This is a genomic window from Nocardia sp. A7 (assembly GCF_046549215.1).
GTDB lineage: Bacteria > Actinomycetota > Actinomycetes > Mycobacteriales > Mycobacteriaceae > Nocardia.
This window is the reverse complement of record NZ_JAJPWE010000003.1, coordinates 343,949-363,692: the sequence shown is the minus strand read 5'-3', so window position 1 is coordinate 363,692 and position 19,744 is coordinate 343,949. Positions and strand designations below refer to the sequence as shown.

Sequence of the window (19,744 nt, the reverse complement as noted above, 5' to 3'; positions counted from 1 at the left end):
ACGGACTCGAGTTGGTGACGTAGCGCTCCATGATCGATCTCCCCTCTGGGCTGCATTGGCTCTCGATTCTTGCCGGCATGGAGTGGCCGGAGGGCAATGAAGACGAGATGTGGGCCATGGCCGAGGACTGGCGCGCGGCCGCAGACAGTCTTCGCGGCCTGGTCGACGACGTCGATGCCGCCAAAGATGCTGCGTTCAAGGCATATCCGCAGGGCGAGGGCGTCGATGAGATGCTCAAGGCCTTCGAGGGGATGGCCCGCGGCGACCAGTCGGTGACCAAGCTGGCCGAACTGTTCGACATCCTCGGCGATTCGGTCTATCAGACCGGCACCGAGATCGAATACACCAAGATCATGTTCCTGTCGTCGCTGGGCTTGCTGGCGCTGGAAATCGCTGCGGCGTGGGTGTTTCCGCCGACCGCGCCCGCGGTGCAGGCGGCCGCGATCGGCGTGACCCGCATCATCGCGCGGGGAATCTTCGGACGCGTGCTGGCGGCGATCCTGCGCCACGGCGCGAAGGCGGTGATCACCAGGGTCCTGAAGTTCGCCGCCCAGCACGTGGCGATCGACACAACGCTGGGCACACTGCAGGAACTCGGTGCGCAGCAGTGGCAGGTGGATCAGGGCCACCGCAAGGAGGTCGACTGGAACCAGGTGAAGGCGGCCGCGGTGAGTTCCGCCGCCGGTGGCCTGGCGGCCGGTCCGTTCGGCAATTTCCTCGGTAAGCGGCTCGGCGACGGGATGTCGCCGTGGCTCAAGGGTGCGATCACCGGCACCGGTGCCGGTCTGGCAGGCGCGGGCGGCGGCATGCTGGGCCAGTTCGGGTACGAGGGCGTCACCCAGGGCTGGGACCAGGCCTGGAACAACCTGAAAACCGCGGCGTCCGACCCGCTCATGTGGAGTGCGGGTGCTACCAACGGCGGACTTTCGGGCCTGAACAAGGCCGGGGCGAATTCCGCGTGGTCGGCGATGAAGCCAGGTCTGTTCGAGCGGCCCAGCTTCAGCTCGCAGATTCGCGATGCCATGGGTCCCGGCTACGACCTCGGAACGTTCGGGCAGAGCGACGGCGCCGGCGGCGACGGGTCGTCCAACCGTCCCGGTGGTGGGGGAGAAAATCGGGCCGGTGCCGACGACGACGCGACCGGGGCGGGTGGTGACGACGGTGTGCGGGCTGGTGCCGGCGACGACACCATGGGTGGCGAGGGTTCGGATGAGTCGCGGGCAGGTGCCGGTGACGACAGTCAGTCGGTGCGCCCCGCCGGTAGCGCGCAGTCGCCCGAGGGCGAAGCCCAAGGACCGACGAATTCCGATGAGGGACAGGCGAATCAGCAGTCCGGTGACGACCGGCAGTCCTCGGCCGATGGCGGCGAGGGTGCGGGGCGGCAGGAGTCGAGGCCCGAGGCGCAGGGCGGCGAAGCGCAAGGCGGTGACGGCGGTCGCCAGGACGGCGGTCCCCGCGCCGAACAGGACGGCGGTACCCGTGCCGAAGGGGAAAGCCCTGCGGCGCAGACGGATTCCGGTCAGGACAAATCGCGGGCGGGCGAGGCCGAGCAGGCCGATGGCGCGAGCGTCGGCGAGGGTACGCGCACCGACGCGCAGGCGAGTGGCCAGCCGGTCACGCAGGGCAACGACACTCAGGCGACCAACCGGGACACGACCACGCAGGCCGGGGCGCCGGTCGCCGCGGGTGTGGTGGGTGCCGGGCCCGCGGCGACGGCGGGACCGTCGCCCGGCGCGACCGGGCAGGCACCGGTCACCGGGCAGGCGGCGACGCCGACAACCAGCCAACCCGCTGCGACGCCGACCCAATCAACTTCTGCGCCAACACAATCGACCCCCGGACAGCAGTCGACACCGGGCCAGCAGTCGACGCCGAACCAGGGGTCGCAGTCGGCGCGTCCCGGTGCGCCGGAAGTTCGGTCCGGCGTGCCGGACGGGGCGGGAGTCGGCTCCGACATCCGTTCCGGCACACCGGAAGTCAGGACCGACAGCCCGGCAGTCGACGAGTCCGCGGTGGCCGATCCGACGAGGAACGGCGAGGATTCCGGTGCGTCGACGAGCCGTCCCGACGGTGAAAGCCGCGCCGACGTGGGCGAACAGCGGGGAGCGGGCCTCGCCGAGACGCCCTTGCGGGGATTGCAGGCCTCGCCCGGCGAGGCGCCGCCGGTGCGTTCCGGCGAGTCCGACGTCACCGCCGAGCCGGTTCGCTCACGGGATTCCGAAGTCAGGTCCGAAGCCGATCCGCTGGCCGAGATTGCGCCGGTGGTGCCGATCGTCGGGGCCGACCAGGGAGCGAGCCCCGCGCGGTCGGGACCGGAAGCGAACCGCCCCGGCCGAGCGGGCACCGACGACACCGCCGGGCCGCGTGATCGCGCCGACGGCGGGGACGACCGCAGGCAGCCGCGGCCCGACGACAACGACAGCGGCCCGGTGTACGACACCCGCCTGCCCAATGGTCAAGGCGTTGTCCACCATCCGACCGGCACGGCCATCGGTGAGGACGCCCGCACACACCGCGTGAGCGAGAACGTCCGAAACAACGGTTCCCACGACGTGGTCGTGCACGGACGACGCGACGGTTCGGTGACGCCGGGCAACGGGGACGCGGTCCACCCGCGCGACATCGTCGACGCGATCCGCGGCAACCCGAATTACGTTCCGGGAACCCCTGTCCGGTTGATTTCCTGTGGCGCGGGCAACAGCAAGGGCTGGGCGCAGTACATCGCCGACCAGCTCGGTGTCGATGTCACCGCACCGACCGATCGAGTCGGTGTGCGGCGGGAGCCGGGCTCCGATCCGGTGGTCGATCGCGGTGGCAAGTGGCGCACGTTCAGCCCGGAGTCCGCGACGACCCCCGGCGAAACAACGCCGCCGAGAACGGATTCCGATCCGGTCGATACTCGTGACCCGCTCGACGGTGACGGTCCACCACTGGATCGCGAGCTCGTCGACTTCATGAGCGGCCAGGACCCACCGCCCGTTCGGACCGCGATGTCGTATCTCGAACCGGTGACAGGGACCGCCAACGCGCCGTTCAGCCGGACGCCTGGTGTGGATGCGCATGTGCTCGGCGCGCTGGATCCGAACAACCCGGAGGTGCGGACCGCGGGCGATCCGCCCCGGATCACCCATGTCGGCGATAAACCGATCGACGAGTTCTCCCACTGGCTCAGTGAAGAGCGTGGCCAGGCGTTCGTCGCCGCGGCCACACCGGACGCGGCCCTGGTCGCCGACTATGAGCAGCACAAGGCACAGCAGAAGGCACTGGAAACCGCGAAGTCCGACAAGGGTCGGGCGGTGCGCGACGCCGCGATGGCCCTCAAGGGTGCCCAGGCAGCACACACCCGCGCTGTCGAGGCCGCCGCGGACGCACGCAGCCGCGGCGCCGAGGACGCCGACGCGCTCGACCGCGCCGCCGAGCAAGCCGCGGACGGGGTGCGGCGCGCGGAGGCCGGCGTCGCGGACGCCAAGGATCAGGCAGCGGCGGCCAAGACCGACCTCGACAATTTCCTGGCCGCCGACAAGGCCGAAGCCGAAGCAGGCAATTCGCCTGCCAAGCGCTTGGCGAAGGCCGAAGCCGAGCGGCTGCCCGGAAAGCGGCGGGGACACGTCACGTCCATCACCATCGACCGCCTGACCGGTCGCGTCTACGAAGCCGCCAATGGCACCGCCGAGCAGCGCATCCACCCCAGCGACCTGCATCCGACGCTGCACGACAACGTCGCCCGCTACCAGGACCCCGCCGTCGTTTACCGCGACGGCGGTGAGCCTCCACACTTCCCGCATGTGGACAACCCGCTGGGCCATGCCGAGGTGCGCGGCACCAACGCCGCCCTGCACGACCGGGAACTGCTCAACCAGCAGCGCGGGCCGGACGATCAGCTGCCGACCGATTTCGACGGCCTGGCCACCATTCTCAACTCACCGTTCGTCCCCAGCGGTGGCGTAGAAGCACCCTGCTGTGCCAACTGCACGCGGGTGGTGCAGGGCACGGAGAGCACCGCGGGCCACATCATCAAAGAAGGCGCCCCCAAGGTCGAGCCGTTGCGCCATGCCGATCTCGAACAGGCGGCCAGGGACGGCAATCCCACCGAACCCCGGTTGGTCTCACCTGAATACCCGGCGGAGATCGACTTCATGGGCGACGACGATCCGGTGCCGCCCGGCATGGAACGTGGGGACGACGGGAATCTGCATCGGCCCGGCGACCGGCCGGACAGCTTCCGTGACCCGGACGGCACCTGGCATCACAACGACGATCCGCCCGGCACCAAACGCAATGTCGACTTCCGGCTGTACGACTCCGGCGGGTTCGTCAAGGACCACCTCACCGGCGGCGAATACCAGCATCGCGCGCAGAAGGGCGATTCGGAGCCGCACGAGATGCGGGACCCGGATCGCGCGGCGGAGCTGAGCGAGGCCTCCGATCGGCGTCTCGCACTGCAGACCGAGCGGGACAACACCGGCAAAGAGCTCGGCAAGCTCATGAAAGAGTTCGGGCTGACGGACAAGCACGAACTCGCACCAAAGGCGCTGTCGGAGAAGATCAAGGGACTACGTCAGGAACTGCGCGCCGACACCACGCTGAGCGAGCAGGAACGGACCCGCAAGCTCGAGCTGCTCGACGACCTGCAGGACGTCGCCACCGACTACAACGACCTCGGACGCGACATGGTCGAGGTCTCCAAGAAGCTCGGTGAGCTGGCCGGTCTCGACTACGCCCTCGATCCGGATGCCCGGCCGGGCGCGGTGAAGCTCTCGCCCTTCGAGGGCGCGTTCGACGGGGCGGGCGTGCTCGATATCGCGTCGTTCGTCCCGCGTGCGGACGGGGACTCGGGACCGACACTGTTGATCGTCGAGGCGAAGGGTGTCGGGTCGACGCTCGGTGGCTCCAAAGTCATCAGCGCCGAACAGGGTTCACCGGAATACCTGCGCCACATCCTGAACAAGGACCGCAACCTCGTGCGCTTGCTCAACGAGACGCCCGAGCAGATGCTCGAACGTGGCATCGACCCCGACAGTCCGCAAGGCCGGGCGATCCGCGACGCGGTGGCCCAGCTGCGCGCGGCCATGGAGGACGGCACCCTTCGGGTCGAGTATCGGCTGGTGCACGCCGATGCCGAGGGGAAGGTCACCGTCACCGAGCTGCTGTTCGACCGCGACGGCGTCGACCTGCTCGCCGACGTCCCGTTGCCCTTCGACACCGATCCCGCCACGATCGATCGGCCCGCGGGCAACGACGTCACCACCGACTACATGGATGTGCCCGACGACAACGTGGATCCGCCGGGCCGGCCGGACACCGATGACGACAGCACCGACTGGATGGGCGACGACGACGAATCCACGCGGCCTGAGCCCGATTTCGCCGAGCCCGAGCCGCCGGAACGTGAGGTGCGGATCGAGCTCGGGGACGACGGGGAGGTCGTCGCACTACATGTCCGGCTGGCCGACGGAGAGTGGGTGGTCGCGCGCAACGACGGCGACGAGGCCACGCAGAATGCGCCCGCGCGCAACAACGCTGATATTCCCGAAGTCGACAACCGGAATGCGCTGCGGAAGCTGGTCGATGATCTCAATGCCGGCTATCAAGGCCTGAACCTCAAGTACCCTTCCGGATCCAACCTCGATCACCGTGGCCAGACCGCGATGCGCGACGGCGTGACCGGTGCGGCGCAACTGATCTCCGATCCGGCGCCGACACCGGCGCAGCCCGCACCGCCGCCGGTGGATGGTCCGGTGATGAGCGCACCGCCGCCGGGGCCCGGCGATCCCGCGCTGAATGTGGCGCGGATCGGCCGCGAGGGCCTCACCTGGTATCACAACCGTGAGCACATTCCGGTCATCGGCGGATTGCTGGGGCGCGAGGCGGATTCGGCGGGCGATTACCGACCGGTGTACTTCCCCGACGGCACCGAGTACCGGCCGTGGATCTCCGATGCCGACCCGAATGCGGTGCGCGACACCGTGGTCAGCGAGCTGCGGGCCAACCGGATGGATGCCGACGAGGTCCGTGGCATCCTGCGGGAACTGTTCGACAACGCCCGCGATCCGCAGCTGCGCCAGGATCTGATCGACGATCTGGAATTCAACGGGCTCATCGACACCGACGAGGCGCGGGCGATGGAGGACGCGACGATCCCGCCCGTGGATTCCAGCCCGGAGCAGTCGGGGCCGCCGGCGGAGGGCGAGACGCTGACCGAGATGGCGGACCGTCTCGGCATCCACCTCCGTGGTGACGGGCCCGCGGAGATCCGCCAGGCGATCGACCGGCAGACCCACCGGCTGTTGCGCGAGATCGGCGCGATCGAGGGCCTGGCCGACGCGGCGCGGCGAGCCGACGAGGAACAGACCCGCCCGTACCGGCGCGCCGATCATCCCGCCGACCCCGCGCAGGCGCCCGACGGGCGCACGCTGCCGGAACCGGACCAGCGGCGTGCGATCGACTCGGACGAACCGCGTGAGGACTACGACGAGTTCGACGACGAACCGGGTGCCCCCGAACCGCGGCGCAGCCACTGGGGTGACACCAGTACGCCACGCCCGGTGCCGTTCTCGCGGGAGGTCAGCTTCCTCGACAACGACCCGCTGGGTAGGTTCCTGCGCGACCTGATCGTCGCCTTCGAGGGTGTCACCTCGCTGCGCGACTACGACCGGGTCGGCAACGGCGCGGATCGGCTGCCCGAATGGGCGAGTTTCTCCGACGATCGGGAGCCGGGCCGGGACGAGGCGCGGGCGCGGGAGTTCTTCGAACACGCGCTGCGTCGCGACCAGCTGCGTGACGAATTGTCCGGCTGGGCATCGATGTTCGGCCGTGATCTGAGCGATCTGTCGGGCGACCGGATGGATCCGACGCTGGGCGAACTGCGGGACGCGGCGCGGCAGCGGGCGCAGAACCTCGCCGATTTCATCGCCGCCGCGCAGCCGATTTTGCAGGGCGACGGGGCCGAACCGGTGGGCAGGACCTACGGTGATCAGGTCGCGCGGGTGCCCGACGCCGACGGTGGGCCGGACCGGTTGCTGGTCGTCGACGGTGCGCTCGGTCGCGAGGAGGCGCTGGCCCGCGCGCTGCGGGACAACCCGGAGCTGGCGATCGACATCGACAACGGGGTGCTGCGCCCTGACTTCCGGGCCGTGCACGCCGACGGCGCGGGCAGGCAGTTCCTCGACCCGGTGGCGACCCCGGAGGTGCAGCACATCCGGCGCACCATAGACGGCGCCGAACTACAGGTGACGATGATGCGCGACGAGGACGGCCAGTGGCGGCCGGTCCAGCCGACGCCGGAACCGCCGCCCGCTCCGCGCGACCGGGCCGACATGGTGCGCGAGATCGTTGATCTGGCACGGCAACTGAACCTCGGGCCCACCGCGCTGCACCCGGACAACATCGATGCCACAGTGCGCGCACTGCACCTGGACAACGCGGTGCGCGCCGGGCAGGCGGAGGCACTGTCCGACTACGCCCGCACGATGGCCGACATCGAGACCTTCAACCTGGTCGGCGATGCGCGCGGTCAGCTGGCGACGCGGCTCGGCATCCCGGAGGGCGAGCTCACGCCGAGGCGGATCGCCGAGGCACTGACCGACCCGAAGCAGCGGCGCGGCACACGCCAGCAGCAGTTCGAGGATCTGCTCGACGGGCAGCAGCGCGACCCGAGCAAGACCGCCGGGTACTCCCAGCAGCTGCGCAACGTCAACGAGGCCGCGGTCAGGGCGGCGCAGGAAGCGTTGATCGAGGCACTGAGCCCAGGTAACCCGGAGGCACTGCGACCGAAGGTCAGCAAGACCGACCCACTCACTGGCCGGTCGAAGGTCGGCCCGGCCGACACCGGCGTCGACCCGGCCAAACTGCGCAAGCTCGTCACACGGATGCATCGGCTCGGCGCGGGTGATCACGCTCGAACGGCGCTGGCCGCCTATGCCGACGCGCTGCTGCGAATCGACCCCTACACCGACCACCCCGCGGGCACCAGAGCGGCGGACCCGCGCACCACCGGCGACCCCCACATCTATGACCGCGATGCGATCCACGGCCTGCGCGATGTAGTCGCTGCCGCCGAGCCCGGTGCGCACCCGGTCGATTTCGCCGCCCAGGTCGCCGACAACCTCGCCCGCGCCTATGGCTCGGACGAGCCGGTCGACCCGAATGATCCACGGCCACAGCCGAATCGGGACTGGGCGCGTTTGGTCGGAGTGGATGTGTCCACCGCCGACGACGCGAAGTTCGTCGAGATCTACGAGGCCTACCGTGACGGCAAGATCGAGAACCACGAGGGCCTGAGCCCGGCGGAGCTGGCCGCCGAGATCGCGGCCATCCGCGCGGAGATCCGTCTCAGGACCGAGCAGCTCGAGCAGCTGAAGGCGCTCACCGACGAGTTCTACCGGCCGGTGGCGGACCTGCCGCCCGCGCCGGGCTCTCCGGCCAGGGAGCACCCGGGCCCGTGGCCAGACGAGCTGCCCGAGGCGCGGCGCGGGTTGCCCGCCGGGCCGGCTGGCGTCGAGCCGGATGGTGGACCGCGACCCGTTGGCCCGCAACCGGATTCGGGTCGACCAGATGCCGAGGTTCCGCCCGAACGCGGTGCCGACCTCGACAATCGAGCCGATGCGAAGCTCGACCAGGCCATGCGCAAGCTGGACGAGGTCGCCGACGAACTGGCCGAACCGATGCCCTCGCTGGACGACCTGGTCGGACCGGGCGAGCCGGTCGATCCGCTGGCGATGATCGACGACGCCGTCGAACGCCAGAACAAGCTGCACGACCAGGCCGACGAGCGCCGCGGCGACCGAGCCGATGCCGGGCTGGACGAGGCGTTACGTGATCTCGACGGTGTCGACGCGGATCTGGCCGCGTTGGAGTCGTACCTGCGCGCCCAGCGGGATTTCGACGCCGCGCAGGCCGAGATCGCGACCCGATTCGAGGAGTTGGCGGCCAGGGACGCGGAGGCCGCCGCGCGGCGTGGCAACGACTCCGAGGCGGATTTCGCGGTGCGCGCCGCCGACCTGGCCGCGCTCGAGTCCTATCTCGCCGCGCAGCAGCGGTTCGACGCGCTGCGTGCCGAACTCGCCCAGGCCGCGCAGACACGGCCGGACGAGCTCGACGCCGAAGCATTGGCCGACGCGCAGGCACTCGAGTCGTATCTGCGGGCGCAGCAGGAATTCGATGCCGCCCGTGCGGAAATGGCCGCCAGGTTCGCCGCCGCGGTCGAACGGCAGGGTGGGGCCTCGACGCAGAACCGTGGAGACGGGTCGACAGGCGAGGGCGTCAACGGTGCGCGCGCAGAGGGCGGTTCACGCGACAACGACGGTTCCCGCGACGGGGACGACGATTCGGGGGATCCGCCCCCAGCACAGACGGCACCCGGCGGGCCGCCGTCCAAGCCGCCGTCGCGTCCGCCGATGGCGCCGAGCCCGGAACCCGAAGAGCCCGCGCAGAATTCGTCGCCGCTGGACTCCGGCCCGCCGAAGGCACCCGCCGAACTGGCCGTGCCCGGCGACGCCGCGCTGGATCAGCCGGTCACCGATGGTGTCGACGTCGGCGACGCACCCGATCGCGCGTACCAACGCAGGGATTTCCTCAACGACGTCCACCAGTTCTTGCAGGAACTGAGCGATCTACCGCCCTCGACAACCGTCGACACGCCACCGCTCACGTCGGCGCAGGCCGAGCAGGTCCGCAGGCTCGCCGAAGCCCTCGGTCTCGGTGACGCGCTCACCGGTCAGCGTGATCCGCTCGGGGCGCTGGCCGAGATCGCCGATATGGCGCGGGCGCGCGGATTCCTCGACAGCGCACTGGATCCCGACGCCGAACTCGGCAAGCCCATGCGGTATCCGGACGACTACGAACCGCTCGACGTCGACGAGTTGCAGGACGGCCTCGACCAGTGGCGGGTCGAGGGCGATCCGCAGGTGCGGGCCGAGATGGCCGAGGAACTGCGGCTGGCCGGACTCGACGACGACGCCCGCCCCGCGCTCGGCACCGAACCGGAGCCGAACCCACAGGCCACGCCGGTGCAGCCGTCCTCGATACTGCCGCCGGAAGACGGTGTGCGCCAGCCCGGCAGCCCGCGGGTCGAGCCCGCGCAGCAGGCACTGGATCGCCTGGCCGCCAGGTTCGGCGTGGACCCCACCGATTCGGGTTCCCTCGATGCCGCGCGGTACCGCCAGTTGTTGCGGGCTGGTGCGGTCGAGGCGTTCGCCGCCGCGGTCCGGCATGCCGAGGCCGCCACCGATCCGCAACAGCGGGCGCTGCGCGAGGCCATCGCCCGGCGCTGGGCCGCCCGGCTCGGACTGCCCGCCGACCCCGGTCTCGTCCGCGCCGCCGACGACATCAACCGATTGCGGACGGGGGTGACGCGCGACGCCGATGACATGGCGCATCTGGATCAGTTGCTGCGCAACGATCTCGATGACCGCGTGCTGTCGATGGACATCGAGGGCGAGAAGATCCTGGTGCGGCTGGTGGCCGACGGGCCAGATGCCTGGCATCTCGAACCACTCGCGCGCATCGAACCGGCGCCGTTCAGACCGACCGCGGACAAGGCGGTCGAGGTGGCACCGAAGAAGAACTGGCTGCGCAAGCTCTGGGACCGGGTCGTCAATCGTGGTCACTACGGCGAGAACCCGAAGTATCCGTCGGGATCGAGTATCGATGGTGCCGGTCAGTCGGTGCTCGGCCACGGCGCCGGGCTGCCGCTGACCACGACGAAGGATTCGACGCCCAACGCGCCCGGCGGCGAGTACGACCAGCTTCAGCTCAAGTTCAACCCGGCACGCATCCTCAAAGAGGGTGTGCTCATGTGGCAGAACCGCGAGCTGGTGCCGATTCTCAAGCACCTGTCCTCGCGAATCGCCGATCAGGCCGGCGAGTTCCTGCCACTGCGCAACCTCGACGACAGCGAGTACAAGCCGTGGATCTCCGATGCCGATCCGGAGCTGCGTCGTCAGATCGAACAGGACCTGCGTGACGCGGGTCTGAGGCATCTGCTCGAACCCGAGAGCTTGACGCCCGCGGAATTGGCCGCGGCCGAGTCGAAGCAACTCCCGGAATCCGATGAGCCGGTGCAGATTTCGAGTAAAGGGGAGGAAGTTACCCCCGTCGCCGAGCCGCTGCCGCCGTGGCTGCGGGAGGTGGTCGACGCGGTCAACGGACGCATCGCAGACGCCACCGTACTCGAGGCGCTGGCCAACGAACTCGGGGTGCGGCTCACCGATTACAGCGAGGAGGGGCTGCGCAAGGCGATCGCCGAGGCCGAGTACCGGCTGTTGCGTCGCGACGGGGTGATCCAGGCGCTGGAAGCGGCCGCACGGTTCTTCAACGCCGAACACGCCGACATCCCGTTCCGGCCCGCAAACTTCCACAGCAACGACCCGCTGGGCGCGTACCTCAAGGAATTCGTCGCGGCCAGGGGCGACCAGTTCAGCTTGCAGATGCTGAACTGGCGCGGGGTGAACAACGGCGGCGAGCTGCCCAACCCCTGGACCGACCTCGCCGACGACGGCAACGACTCGACGGTTCTCGCCGAGGACGCGCGCAAGATCTTCGACGACGCCCTGCGCCGCGCCGGGCTGCGTGACGAAAGGTCCACCTGGGCGCACCTCGCGGGCGCCGATCTCGAGGCACTGGTCAACAACCTCGACGCCGAACTCGCCGCGCTCCGTGCGCAACTCGACGACAACATCGGTGTGCTCGGCGAGTTCGCCCGGCGGATAGCCGATTTCAACGACAGCGACACCGGCGATCGGCTCGTCGTCGACACCGAGAACGGCAAGATCGCGATCGTCGACACCGGCGCCGGGCACGAGACTGCCCTGGCCCGCGCGCTCGCCGAGGCCGACGCGGACTTCATCGACCGGCTCAACCGTGGCGAGATCGACATCGAGATCCGGGTGGTCGGGATCGACGCGAACGGCCGCGTGCACCTGCTCGAGGTCGACGCGCCCGAGGTGCGGTACCTGCGCACCGAGGTCGATGGGCACCCGGTGGACGCGACGACAGTGCGCGACGGTGCCGGTCCATGGCGAATGGTCGAGCTGCCGCCCAAGGGCGCCGAGCCCGACGCCAACCTACCCGCCGTGCCACACGACACGAATCAGCCTGTCCCGCAATCACGTTCGCTGGCCGAGGTGCGTGCCGATCTGGCCGAGGTGGCGCAGCGGCTCGGTATCGACGATCCGTCGAACCTGTCCGCGGAGCAGCTCGACACGCTGCTCGCCGAGCAGGAACGCGCCAATCAGGTGCGGGCCAGGCAGGTCGAGGGCCTGGTCGACTACGCGCGCAGCGCCGACGCGATCGACAACTTCAACGCGCTGCACAAGGCGCGCAGCGCGCTGGCGTTGCGGTTCGGCGTCACCCCGGAGGCGCTCACGCCGGAGGTGATCGCCCGCGGGCTCGCCGATCCCACGACCCGGGTGGAGCTGCATCGTCAGCGGTCGACGAACCTCACCGAGTACGCGAAGCTGCTGCGCGCGCTCGACCCGACCGCCGTCGATGCCGCGCGCGACGCGCTCGCCCCACATCTCGGGTTGCCGCGCGGTGGGCTGGGGCTGGACGCGGCCGCGTTGGCCGAGGCCATATCCAACCGGGCCGCGCGCGGCGAGCTCGACGATCTCACCGGGCCGCTCGCGGACTATGTGCGCGCGCTCGCCGAGGTCGACCCGTATGCCGAGGACCTGGTCTACAACACGGCGGCCGATCCGCGCGCCGTCGGCGACGACCCGCCGGTGCACGATCGCGACGCCCTCGACTTCCTGCGCGAAGTGGGCGCCGACGATCTCAGCGACCGGTCGCCGCTGCCACCAGCGCCCGAGGACACGATTCCGGGTCCGAGCCGCGATCACGCCCGCCTGCTCGGCGTCGACCTGACCGACGCCGACGACCAGCGGGTCGCCCAGGTCTACCAGTGGTTCCGCGACGGTCGCATCGACAAGCACGAACGCCTCACCCTCGAACAGCTCGCGCAGGTGCACGAGGACATCCGCAACGAGATCCGGCAGCGGGCCGCCGATATCGCCAGGCTGCGCGAGTTGCTCAACGAGCCGTTCGTCACCGACCCCGAGATCGGCGGGTCTTACAGGCCGGCACTCGATGGACCGTCCACATCGAACCCGGACGGGTCGTCGCCACCTGGCACCCCCACTCTGCCGACCGCACCTGGACGTCCGGGATTGCCAGCTGGTCCGGAAGCCAACGGTGACAACAGAACTCCTCCCGTCGATTCGAACGGCGTGCGGTCGGAGAACGCCGATCCCGGTGCGCCCAGCGAGGATGCGGGGCCGCGTCGCCCGCCTGCCGCTCTTGATTCCGCGGCGACCGGCGATGACCCGGCGAGCTCACGGTCGACCGGCGCCGAGGGATCGCGCGACGGTGCCGACCGATCGCGTGGCGACGACGAATCCGGCGATCCGCCCGCTCTTGGTCCCGCGCCCGGTGGCCCGCCCTCGAAGCCGCCTGCGCATCCGCCTACCGCGCCTAGCCCGGAACCCGAAGAGCCGTCGAAGAGTTCGTCGCAGCTGGACTCCGGACTACCGAAGCCGCCCGCCGAGCTCGCGGTGCCCGGCGACGCCGATCTGGTTCAGCCGGACAGCGGCACGCCCGCCGACCCGCCGACCCGCGCCCAGCAGCACAGCGATCTCCTCGATGACGTGCGCCGATTCCTGCGGGATCTCAGCGATCTGCCGCCGTCGGTCCATACCGACGCGCCGCCGCTGACCCCAGAGCAGGCCGAGTGGGTGCGCAGGCTCGCCGACGCGTTCGGTCTGGGTGAGGCCCTCACCGGCCAGCGCGATCCGCTTGGCGCGCTGGCCGAGATCGCCGACATGGCGCGGGCCCGTGGCTTCCTCGACAGCGCACTGGATCCCGACGCCGAGCTGGGTGCGCCGATGCGGTACCCCGAGGATTACGCCCCGCTCGATCTCGACCAGCTGCAGGACGGGCTCGAGCACTGGCGGGTCGAAGGTGACCCCGAGGTGCGCACGGACATCGTCGATGACCTGCGCCGGGCCGGACTCGACGACGGCTCGCGGCCCGGTCTCGGCGCGGAGCCGGAACCTGCACCGCAGGCGCAGCCGCTGCGTCCGTCCGCGGTGCTGCCGCCCGACGATGGTGCGCAGCCGGGTGGGCCGCGGATGGAACCCGCGCAGCAGGCGCTCGACCGGCTCGCCGCCAGGTTCGGCGTCGACCTGACCGATCTCGGTTCGCTCGACGCGGCGCGTTACCGGCAGTTGTTGCGGGCGGGTGCGGTCGAGGCGTTCGCCTCGGCGGTGCGGCATACCGAGGACGCCACCGATCCGCGGCAGCGGGCGGTGCGCGAGGCCGTCGCGCGGCGATGGGCCGCCCGGCTGGGTCTGTCCGGCGATCCGGGTCTTGTCCGCGCGGCCGACGACATCGCCCGCTCGCGTGCCTCGGTGGCCCGCGATGCCGCCGATCTCGCGCACCTGGACCGGCTGGCACGCACCGAGCTCGACGACCGGATGCTCTCCGTCGACGTCGAGGGGGACCGGACACTGGTGCGGCGGGTCGAGGACGGGCCCGACGCCTGGCATCTGGAACCCGTGGCAGCGCCCGAGCCGACCCCGCGGGCACCCGCCACCGAGAAGGCGGTCGAGACACCGAAGAAGAACTGGCTGCGCAGGCTCTGGGACCGGATCGTCAACCGGCCGTTCCTCGGGGAGACCCCGAAGTACCCATCGGGGTCGAGCCTCGACAGTGCGGGCCTGTCGGTGCTGGGACACGATGCCGGGCTGCCGCTGACCTCGGTGAAGGACTCGACACCCAACGCACCCGGTGGCGAGTACGACCAGCTGCAGCTCAAGTTCAACCCGGTGCGCATCCTCAAAGAGAGCATCGAGATGTGGCGCAAGCGCGAGCTGGTGCCCATCCTCAAACACCTGTCCGCGCGGATCGCCGATCAGGCGGGCGAGTTCCTGCCGCTGCGCAATCTCGATGGCACCGAGTACAAACCGTGGATCTCCGACGCCGATCCGGAGCTACGTCGCCAGATCGAACAGGAATTGCGCGATGCGGGCCTCGAGCATCTGCTCGAACCGGAGAGCCTGACCCCGGAAGAGCTGGCCGCCAGAGCATCCGAGAAAGCCCCGGAAAGCGATGAGCGACAACAGCTCACCGGCAAACCGGAACAGGCGCTCGAGCCCGCCGAGCCGCTGCCGCCATGGCTGCACGACGTGGTCGACGCCGTGAATCAGCGCATCGCCGACGCCACCGTGCTCGACGCGCTCGCCCGTGAACTCGGCATGCGGATCACCGATTTCAGCGAAGAGGGTCTGCGCAACGCACTCGCCGAGGCGCAATACCGGCTGCTGCGCCGCGACGGTGTCATCCAGGCGCTGGAAGCCGCAGCGCGGTTCTTCAACGCCGAGCACGCCGACATCCCGTTCCGGCCCGCCAACTTCTTCAGCAAGGACCCGCTGGGCGCCTACCTCAAGGAAGTCGTCGCGGCCAGGGGCGAGAAGTTCAGCTTCGACATGCTGAACTGGCGCGGGGTGAACAACGGTGGCGAATGGGTCGACGTCTGGCCCGATCTGAGCGACGACGGTGGCTCACCGACCATCCACGCCGAGGACGCGCGCAAGATCTTCGACGACGCGCTGCGTCGCGCGGGGCTGCGTGACGAGCGGTCCACGTGGGCGCATCTCGCGGGCGCCGACCTCGCGGCACTGGTCGACAATCTCGACGCCGAGATCGCGAAGCTCCGGGATCAGCTCGACAGCAACGTCGGGGTGCTCGATGAATTCGCCCGGCGGATAGCCGATTTCACCGACAGCGATGCCGGCGACCGGCTCGTTCTCGATCCAGGGAACGGCACGATCGCGATCGTCGACACCGGCGTGGGACACGAAGCCGCGTTGGCGCGGGCACTCGCCGAGGCCGATGCCGCCTTCATCGACCGGCTCAATCGTGGTGAGGTCGACATCCAGATCAGGATCGTCGGGGTCGATGACCAAGGGCGCGTGCGGGTCAGGGAAGTCGATGCGCCACAAGTGCGGCACCTGCGTGGCGAGCTGGACGGTCGCACCGTCGACGCGACCATGGTCCGCGACGGCAGCGGACCGTGGCGGATGGTCGAGGTGCCCGCCCGCCACACCGCCCCGGAGGCGAACCTGCCCGTTGTCGCTGATGCGGCGAATCAGGCTGTCCCGGAGCCGCGTTCGCTGGCGGAGCTACGCGCCGAGGTCGCCGAGGTGGCGCGCAGGCTCGGGATCGATGATCCGTCGAACCTGTCGCCCGAGCAGCTCAACGATCTGCTCGCCGAACTGGACCGGGCCAATCAGCTGCGGGCCAGGCAGCTCGAGGGTCTGGTCGACTACGCGCTCAGCGTCGACGCGGTCGACAACTTCAACGCGCTCCACAACGCACGGAGCGCGTTGGCGCTGCGGGTCGGTGTCGACGCGGGCGACCTCAGCCCGCAATTGGTCGCCGATCGCCTCGCCGATCCCGCGACCAGGGTGGAACTGCACCGGCAGCGGGCCGACGACCTCACCGAGTACGCGAAGCTGCTGCGTGCGCTCGACCCGACCGCCGTCGATGCCGCTCGCGACGCGCTCGCGCCGCACCTCGGGTTGCCACGTGGTGGGCTGCCGTTGGATGCCGTCGCGCTGGCCGAGGCGGTGTCGAACCGGGCCGCGCGCGGCGACCTGGACGACCTCACCGGCCCGCTAGCCGATTACGTGCGAGCGCTGGCGAAGATCGACCCCTACGCCGAGAACCTGGTCTACAACCCGGACGCCGACCCGAGGGCGATCGGCGACGACCCACCGGTCCATCCGCGCGATGCCCTGGACTTCCTGCGCGAAGTGGGCGCCGACGATCTCAGCGACCGGTCGCCACGGCCTGCCGCGCCCGAAGACGCTGTCCCCGGCCCGGGTCGCGATCACGCCCGCCTGCTCGGCGCCGACCTCACCGACGCCGACGACGCGAAGGTCGCGAAGGTCTACGACTGGTTCCGCGACGGCCGCATCGACAAGCACGAACGCCTCACCCTGGACAAACTCGCCGTGGTGCACGAGCAGATCCGCGAGGAGATTCGCCGACGGGCCGCCGATATCGCCCGATTGCGGGCGCTGTTCAACGAGCCGTTCGTGACCGATCCCGAGATCGGTGGTGCGGATACGACCGCTCTGGATGCCGGACAGTCCGATGGCGTGCCAGGGTCGGATCCGAATGGTGCGTCGCGACCTGGTCCGTCGACACCCGTCGTGCCGGGTGCGCCGGCGCGCCCGGAATTGCCCGCTGGTCCGGAAGTCAACGGCGACAACGGAATTCCGGTCGTGCTGAACCCGGTTACTGATCCGGGGGACCCTGGTATCTCGCAGGATCCGCGGTCCGGCGAGGGGAGTCAGCGTCCTTCGGCTGAGCTCGACGCCGAGGGCTCAGGTGCGCCTGGGACGGAACCGGGTGATGGGTCGCTGCGTCGTCCTTCGGCAGACTCGGATCCTGTTGTCGGTGCGGATGAATCGCGCAAACCTGGTGAATCCGATCGAGATGGATTGGAGCCCGGCGAAGGGGCGCGGCGTCCCGTCGGCGCGGATGTGGACGTCGATGGTGGCGATCCGGACAAGTCCGATGACTCGGATGTGGATCGTGATGGTGATCCGGACAAGGGGTTCGATCCAGGTGGGCCGGGGCTGTCGCCGCGGTCGCCGGAGGGGGATCAGCCTGGTGTGCGTCGGGAACTGCCGGGGTCGGCCTTGCGGTCGCATATTCCGCATCCGCCGCACGAGTACGAGGTGGAGCTCGAGGTGCCGGTGTTCGACGCTGTCGAATGGCCGGTTCCGCCACTGGAATTGACGCCGGAACCCCAGAAACCGCCGGAGCCCCCGCGACCGCCACTCCCGCCGCTTCCCCCGGAGCAGCCGTGCCCGCCGCAGAATCCGCCACGCCCGCCGGAGATCCCCGAACCTCCGCGCCCGCCGGAGATCCCCGAACCTCCCTGCCCGCCGGAGATCCCCGAACCCCCGTACCCGCCGGTGCCTCCACAGCCGACGGATCCGCCGGTTCCGCCGTTGCCGACGGATCCGCCGCTACCGCCTGGGCTGACGAATCCGCCTCTGCCGCCACAGATACCGTTCCCGCCTGTGCCGCCGGGCCCGCCGGAACAGACGCCTAGCGAGCCGTCACCGACGGATCCGCCGCCGAATGAGCCGACGGTGCCGTCGTGGCCGATTCAGCCGACTCCGCCGGGTAGTGGACACGGCATGCCACCACTCCCACCGTGGGTGACCCAGCCGCCGGGTAACGGTCAGCCGTATCCGCCGGGCAGCGGTCAGCCCTACCCACCGGGCAATGGTCAGCCGTACTCGCCGGGGAACGGTCAGCCGTACTCGCCGGGGAACGGTCAGCCGTACTCGCCGGGGAACGGTCAGCCGTACTCGCCGGGCAATGGTCAGCCCTACCCTCCGGGGAACGGTCAGCCGTATCCACCGGGCTATGGACAACCCGGTTGGCAGCAGCCGGGTACCGGTAATCCGCACGGTGGTGCCCCGATGTATCCGCCGCCGGTGATGCCGCCCGCCGGTGGGCAGGATGATACCCGCAGGCCCTATCGGCCGGAGTATCAGTCGCCGACCGAGCGAATCGTGCTGCTCGTCCGGCCGTACGGCAGTGGTGTACTGGCCGAGTTCGATCCGCGGTCCGGTGCCTTGCGGCCCGCGCCGCCGGGTCAGCTCGGCGCCGATGGCTTGTACGCCGATCTCGGTGGCGTGACGGTGATCTTCTACCGCCTCGCCGACCGGCTGGTGGTGCAGGTCGGCACGCAGCCGGTCGATATCACCGATGGCGCGCACATCGGCTTGGAGTGGTCGCGGCAGCGGATGACACGGTTCACGGTCGCGGTCGGCGGCAGGCCGATGGGTGAGCTGATCTACCCTTCGCTCCCGCCGGAACTGGACCTCGGCCTGCTGATCCGTAACGTGGTTGCCGATCCGGCACGCCGGATGACAATCTTCAGCGACCGAGTCTGAGGCGATCGGAGAGGTGTGCGGGTGAGTGAGGATCCGATCGAACGCAGCGACCCGGAGGTGGCGATCGACGCGACCGGCAGGTTGTCGTATCGGGGTGAGCCCTACAGCGGCGCGGTGACCCAGACCCGTCCCGACGGCACCTGGCGCGAGTACTGGAGCTACGACGACGGCGAGCGCGACGGCGACTGGACGGGCTGGTACCCCGACGGCACCATGCGCTACAACGGCGAGTTCTACCGCAACCGGCCCGTCGGCACCTGGCAGGAGTGGTACCCCGACGGTTCCCGCCGCCTCGAGGACGTCTACGACATCGAGGGCACCTTGCTCACCCACTCGCGCTGGAACGAGGCGGGCGAGCTGATCGAATTCGAGGACGAGCGCACCCGCAAGGGCATCGCCGCCGATGCCGTCGCGGCCGACGATCCCGCAGTGCGCTGGGACGACGGGGAAGGCCGCATGTACTACCGCGGCGAGCCGTTCACCGGTCAGCAGTTCCTTCGCCCGGCGCCGAGCAGCCCGATCACCGAGCTGTCCACCTATACCGACGGTTACCCCGACGGGCCGACGCGCGGCTGGTTCCTCGACGGAACCCCGCGCTACACCGGCGATTACGCCGATCGGCACGCGGTGGGCCGCTGGTGTGAGTGGTTCCCCACCGGAATTCGCAAGGAAGAAACCGTTTTCGCCCCCGACGGCGCGCTGCTCACCCGGACCGAATGGGACGAGACCGGTACCGTGACCGCGCGGTACGGCGAGAACCAGGATTAGGC

At 70.0% G+C, this 19,744-nt stretch carries 2 protein-coding genes; both read left to right on the top strand.

Going from position 1 to position 19,744, the window contains the following annotated elements:
- Positions 1-77: 77 nt before the first annotated feature.
- Positions 78-18,974: a hypothetical protein gene (locus ACLJPD_RS19640; protein WP_410873917.1), complete on the top strand. Its 18,897-nt coding sequence runs from the start codon at positions 78-80 to the stop codon at positions 18,972-18,974.
- Between the two features lie 21 nt (positions 18,975-18,995).
- Positions 18,996-19,742: a hypothetical protein gene (locus ACLJPD_RS19635; RefSeq protein ID WP_410873915.1), complete on the top strand. Its 747-nt coding sequence runs from the start codon at positions 18,996-18,998 to the stop codon at positions 19,740-19,742.
- Positions 19,743-19,744: the final 2 nt, after the last annotated feature.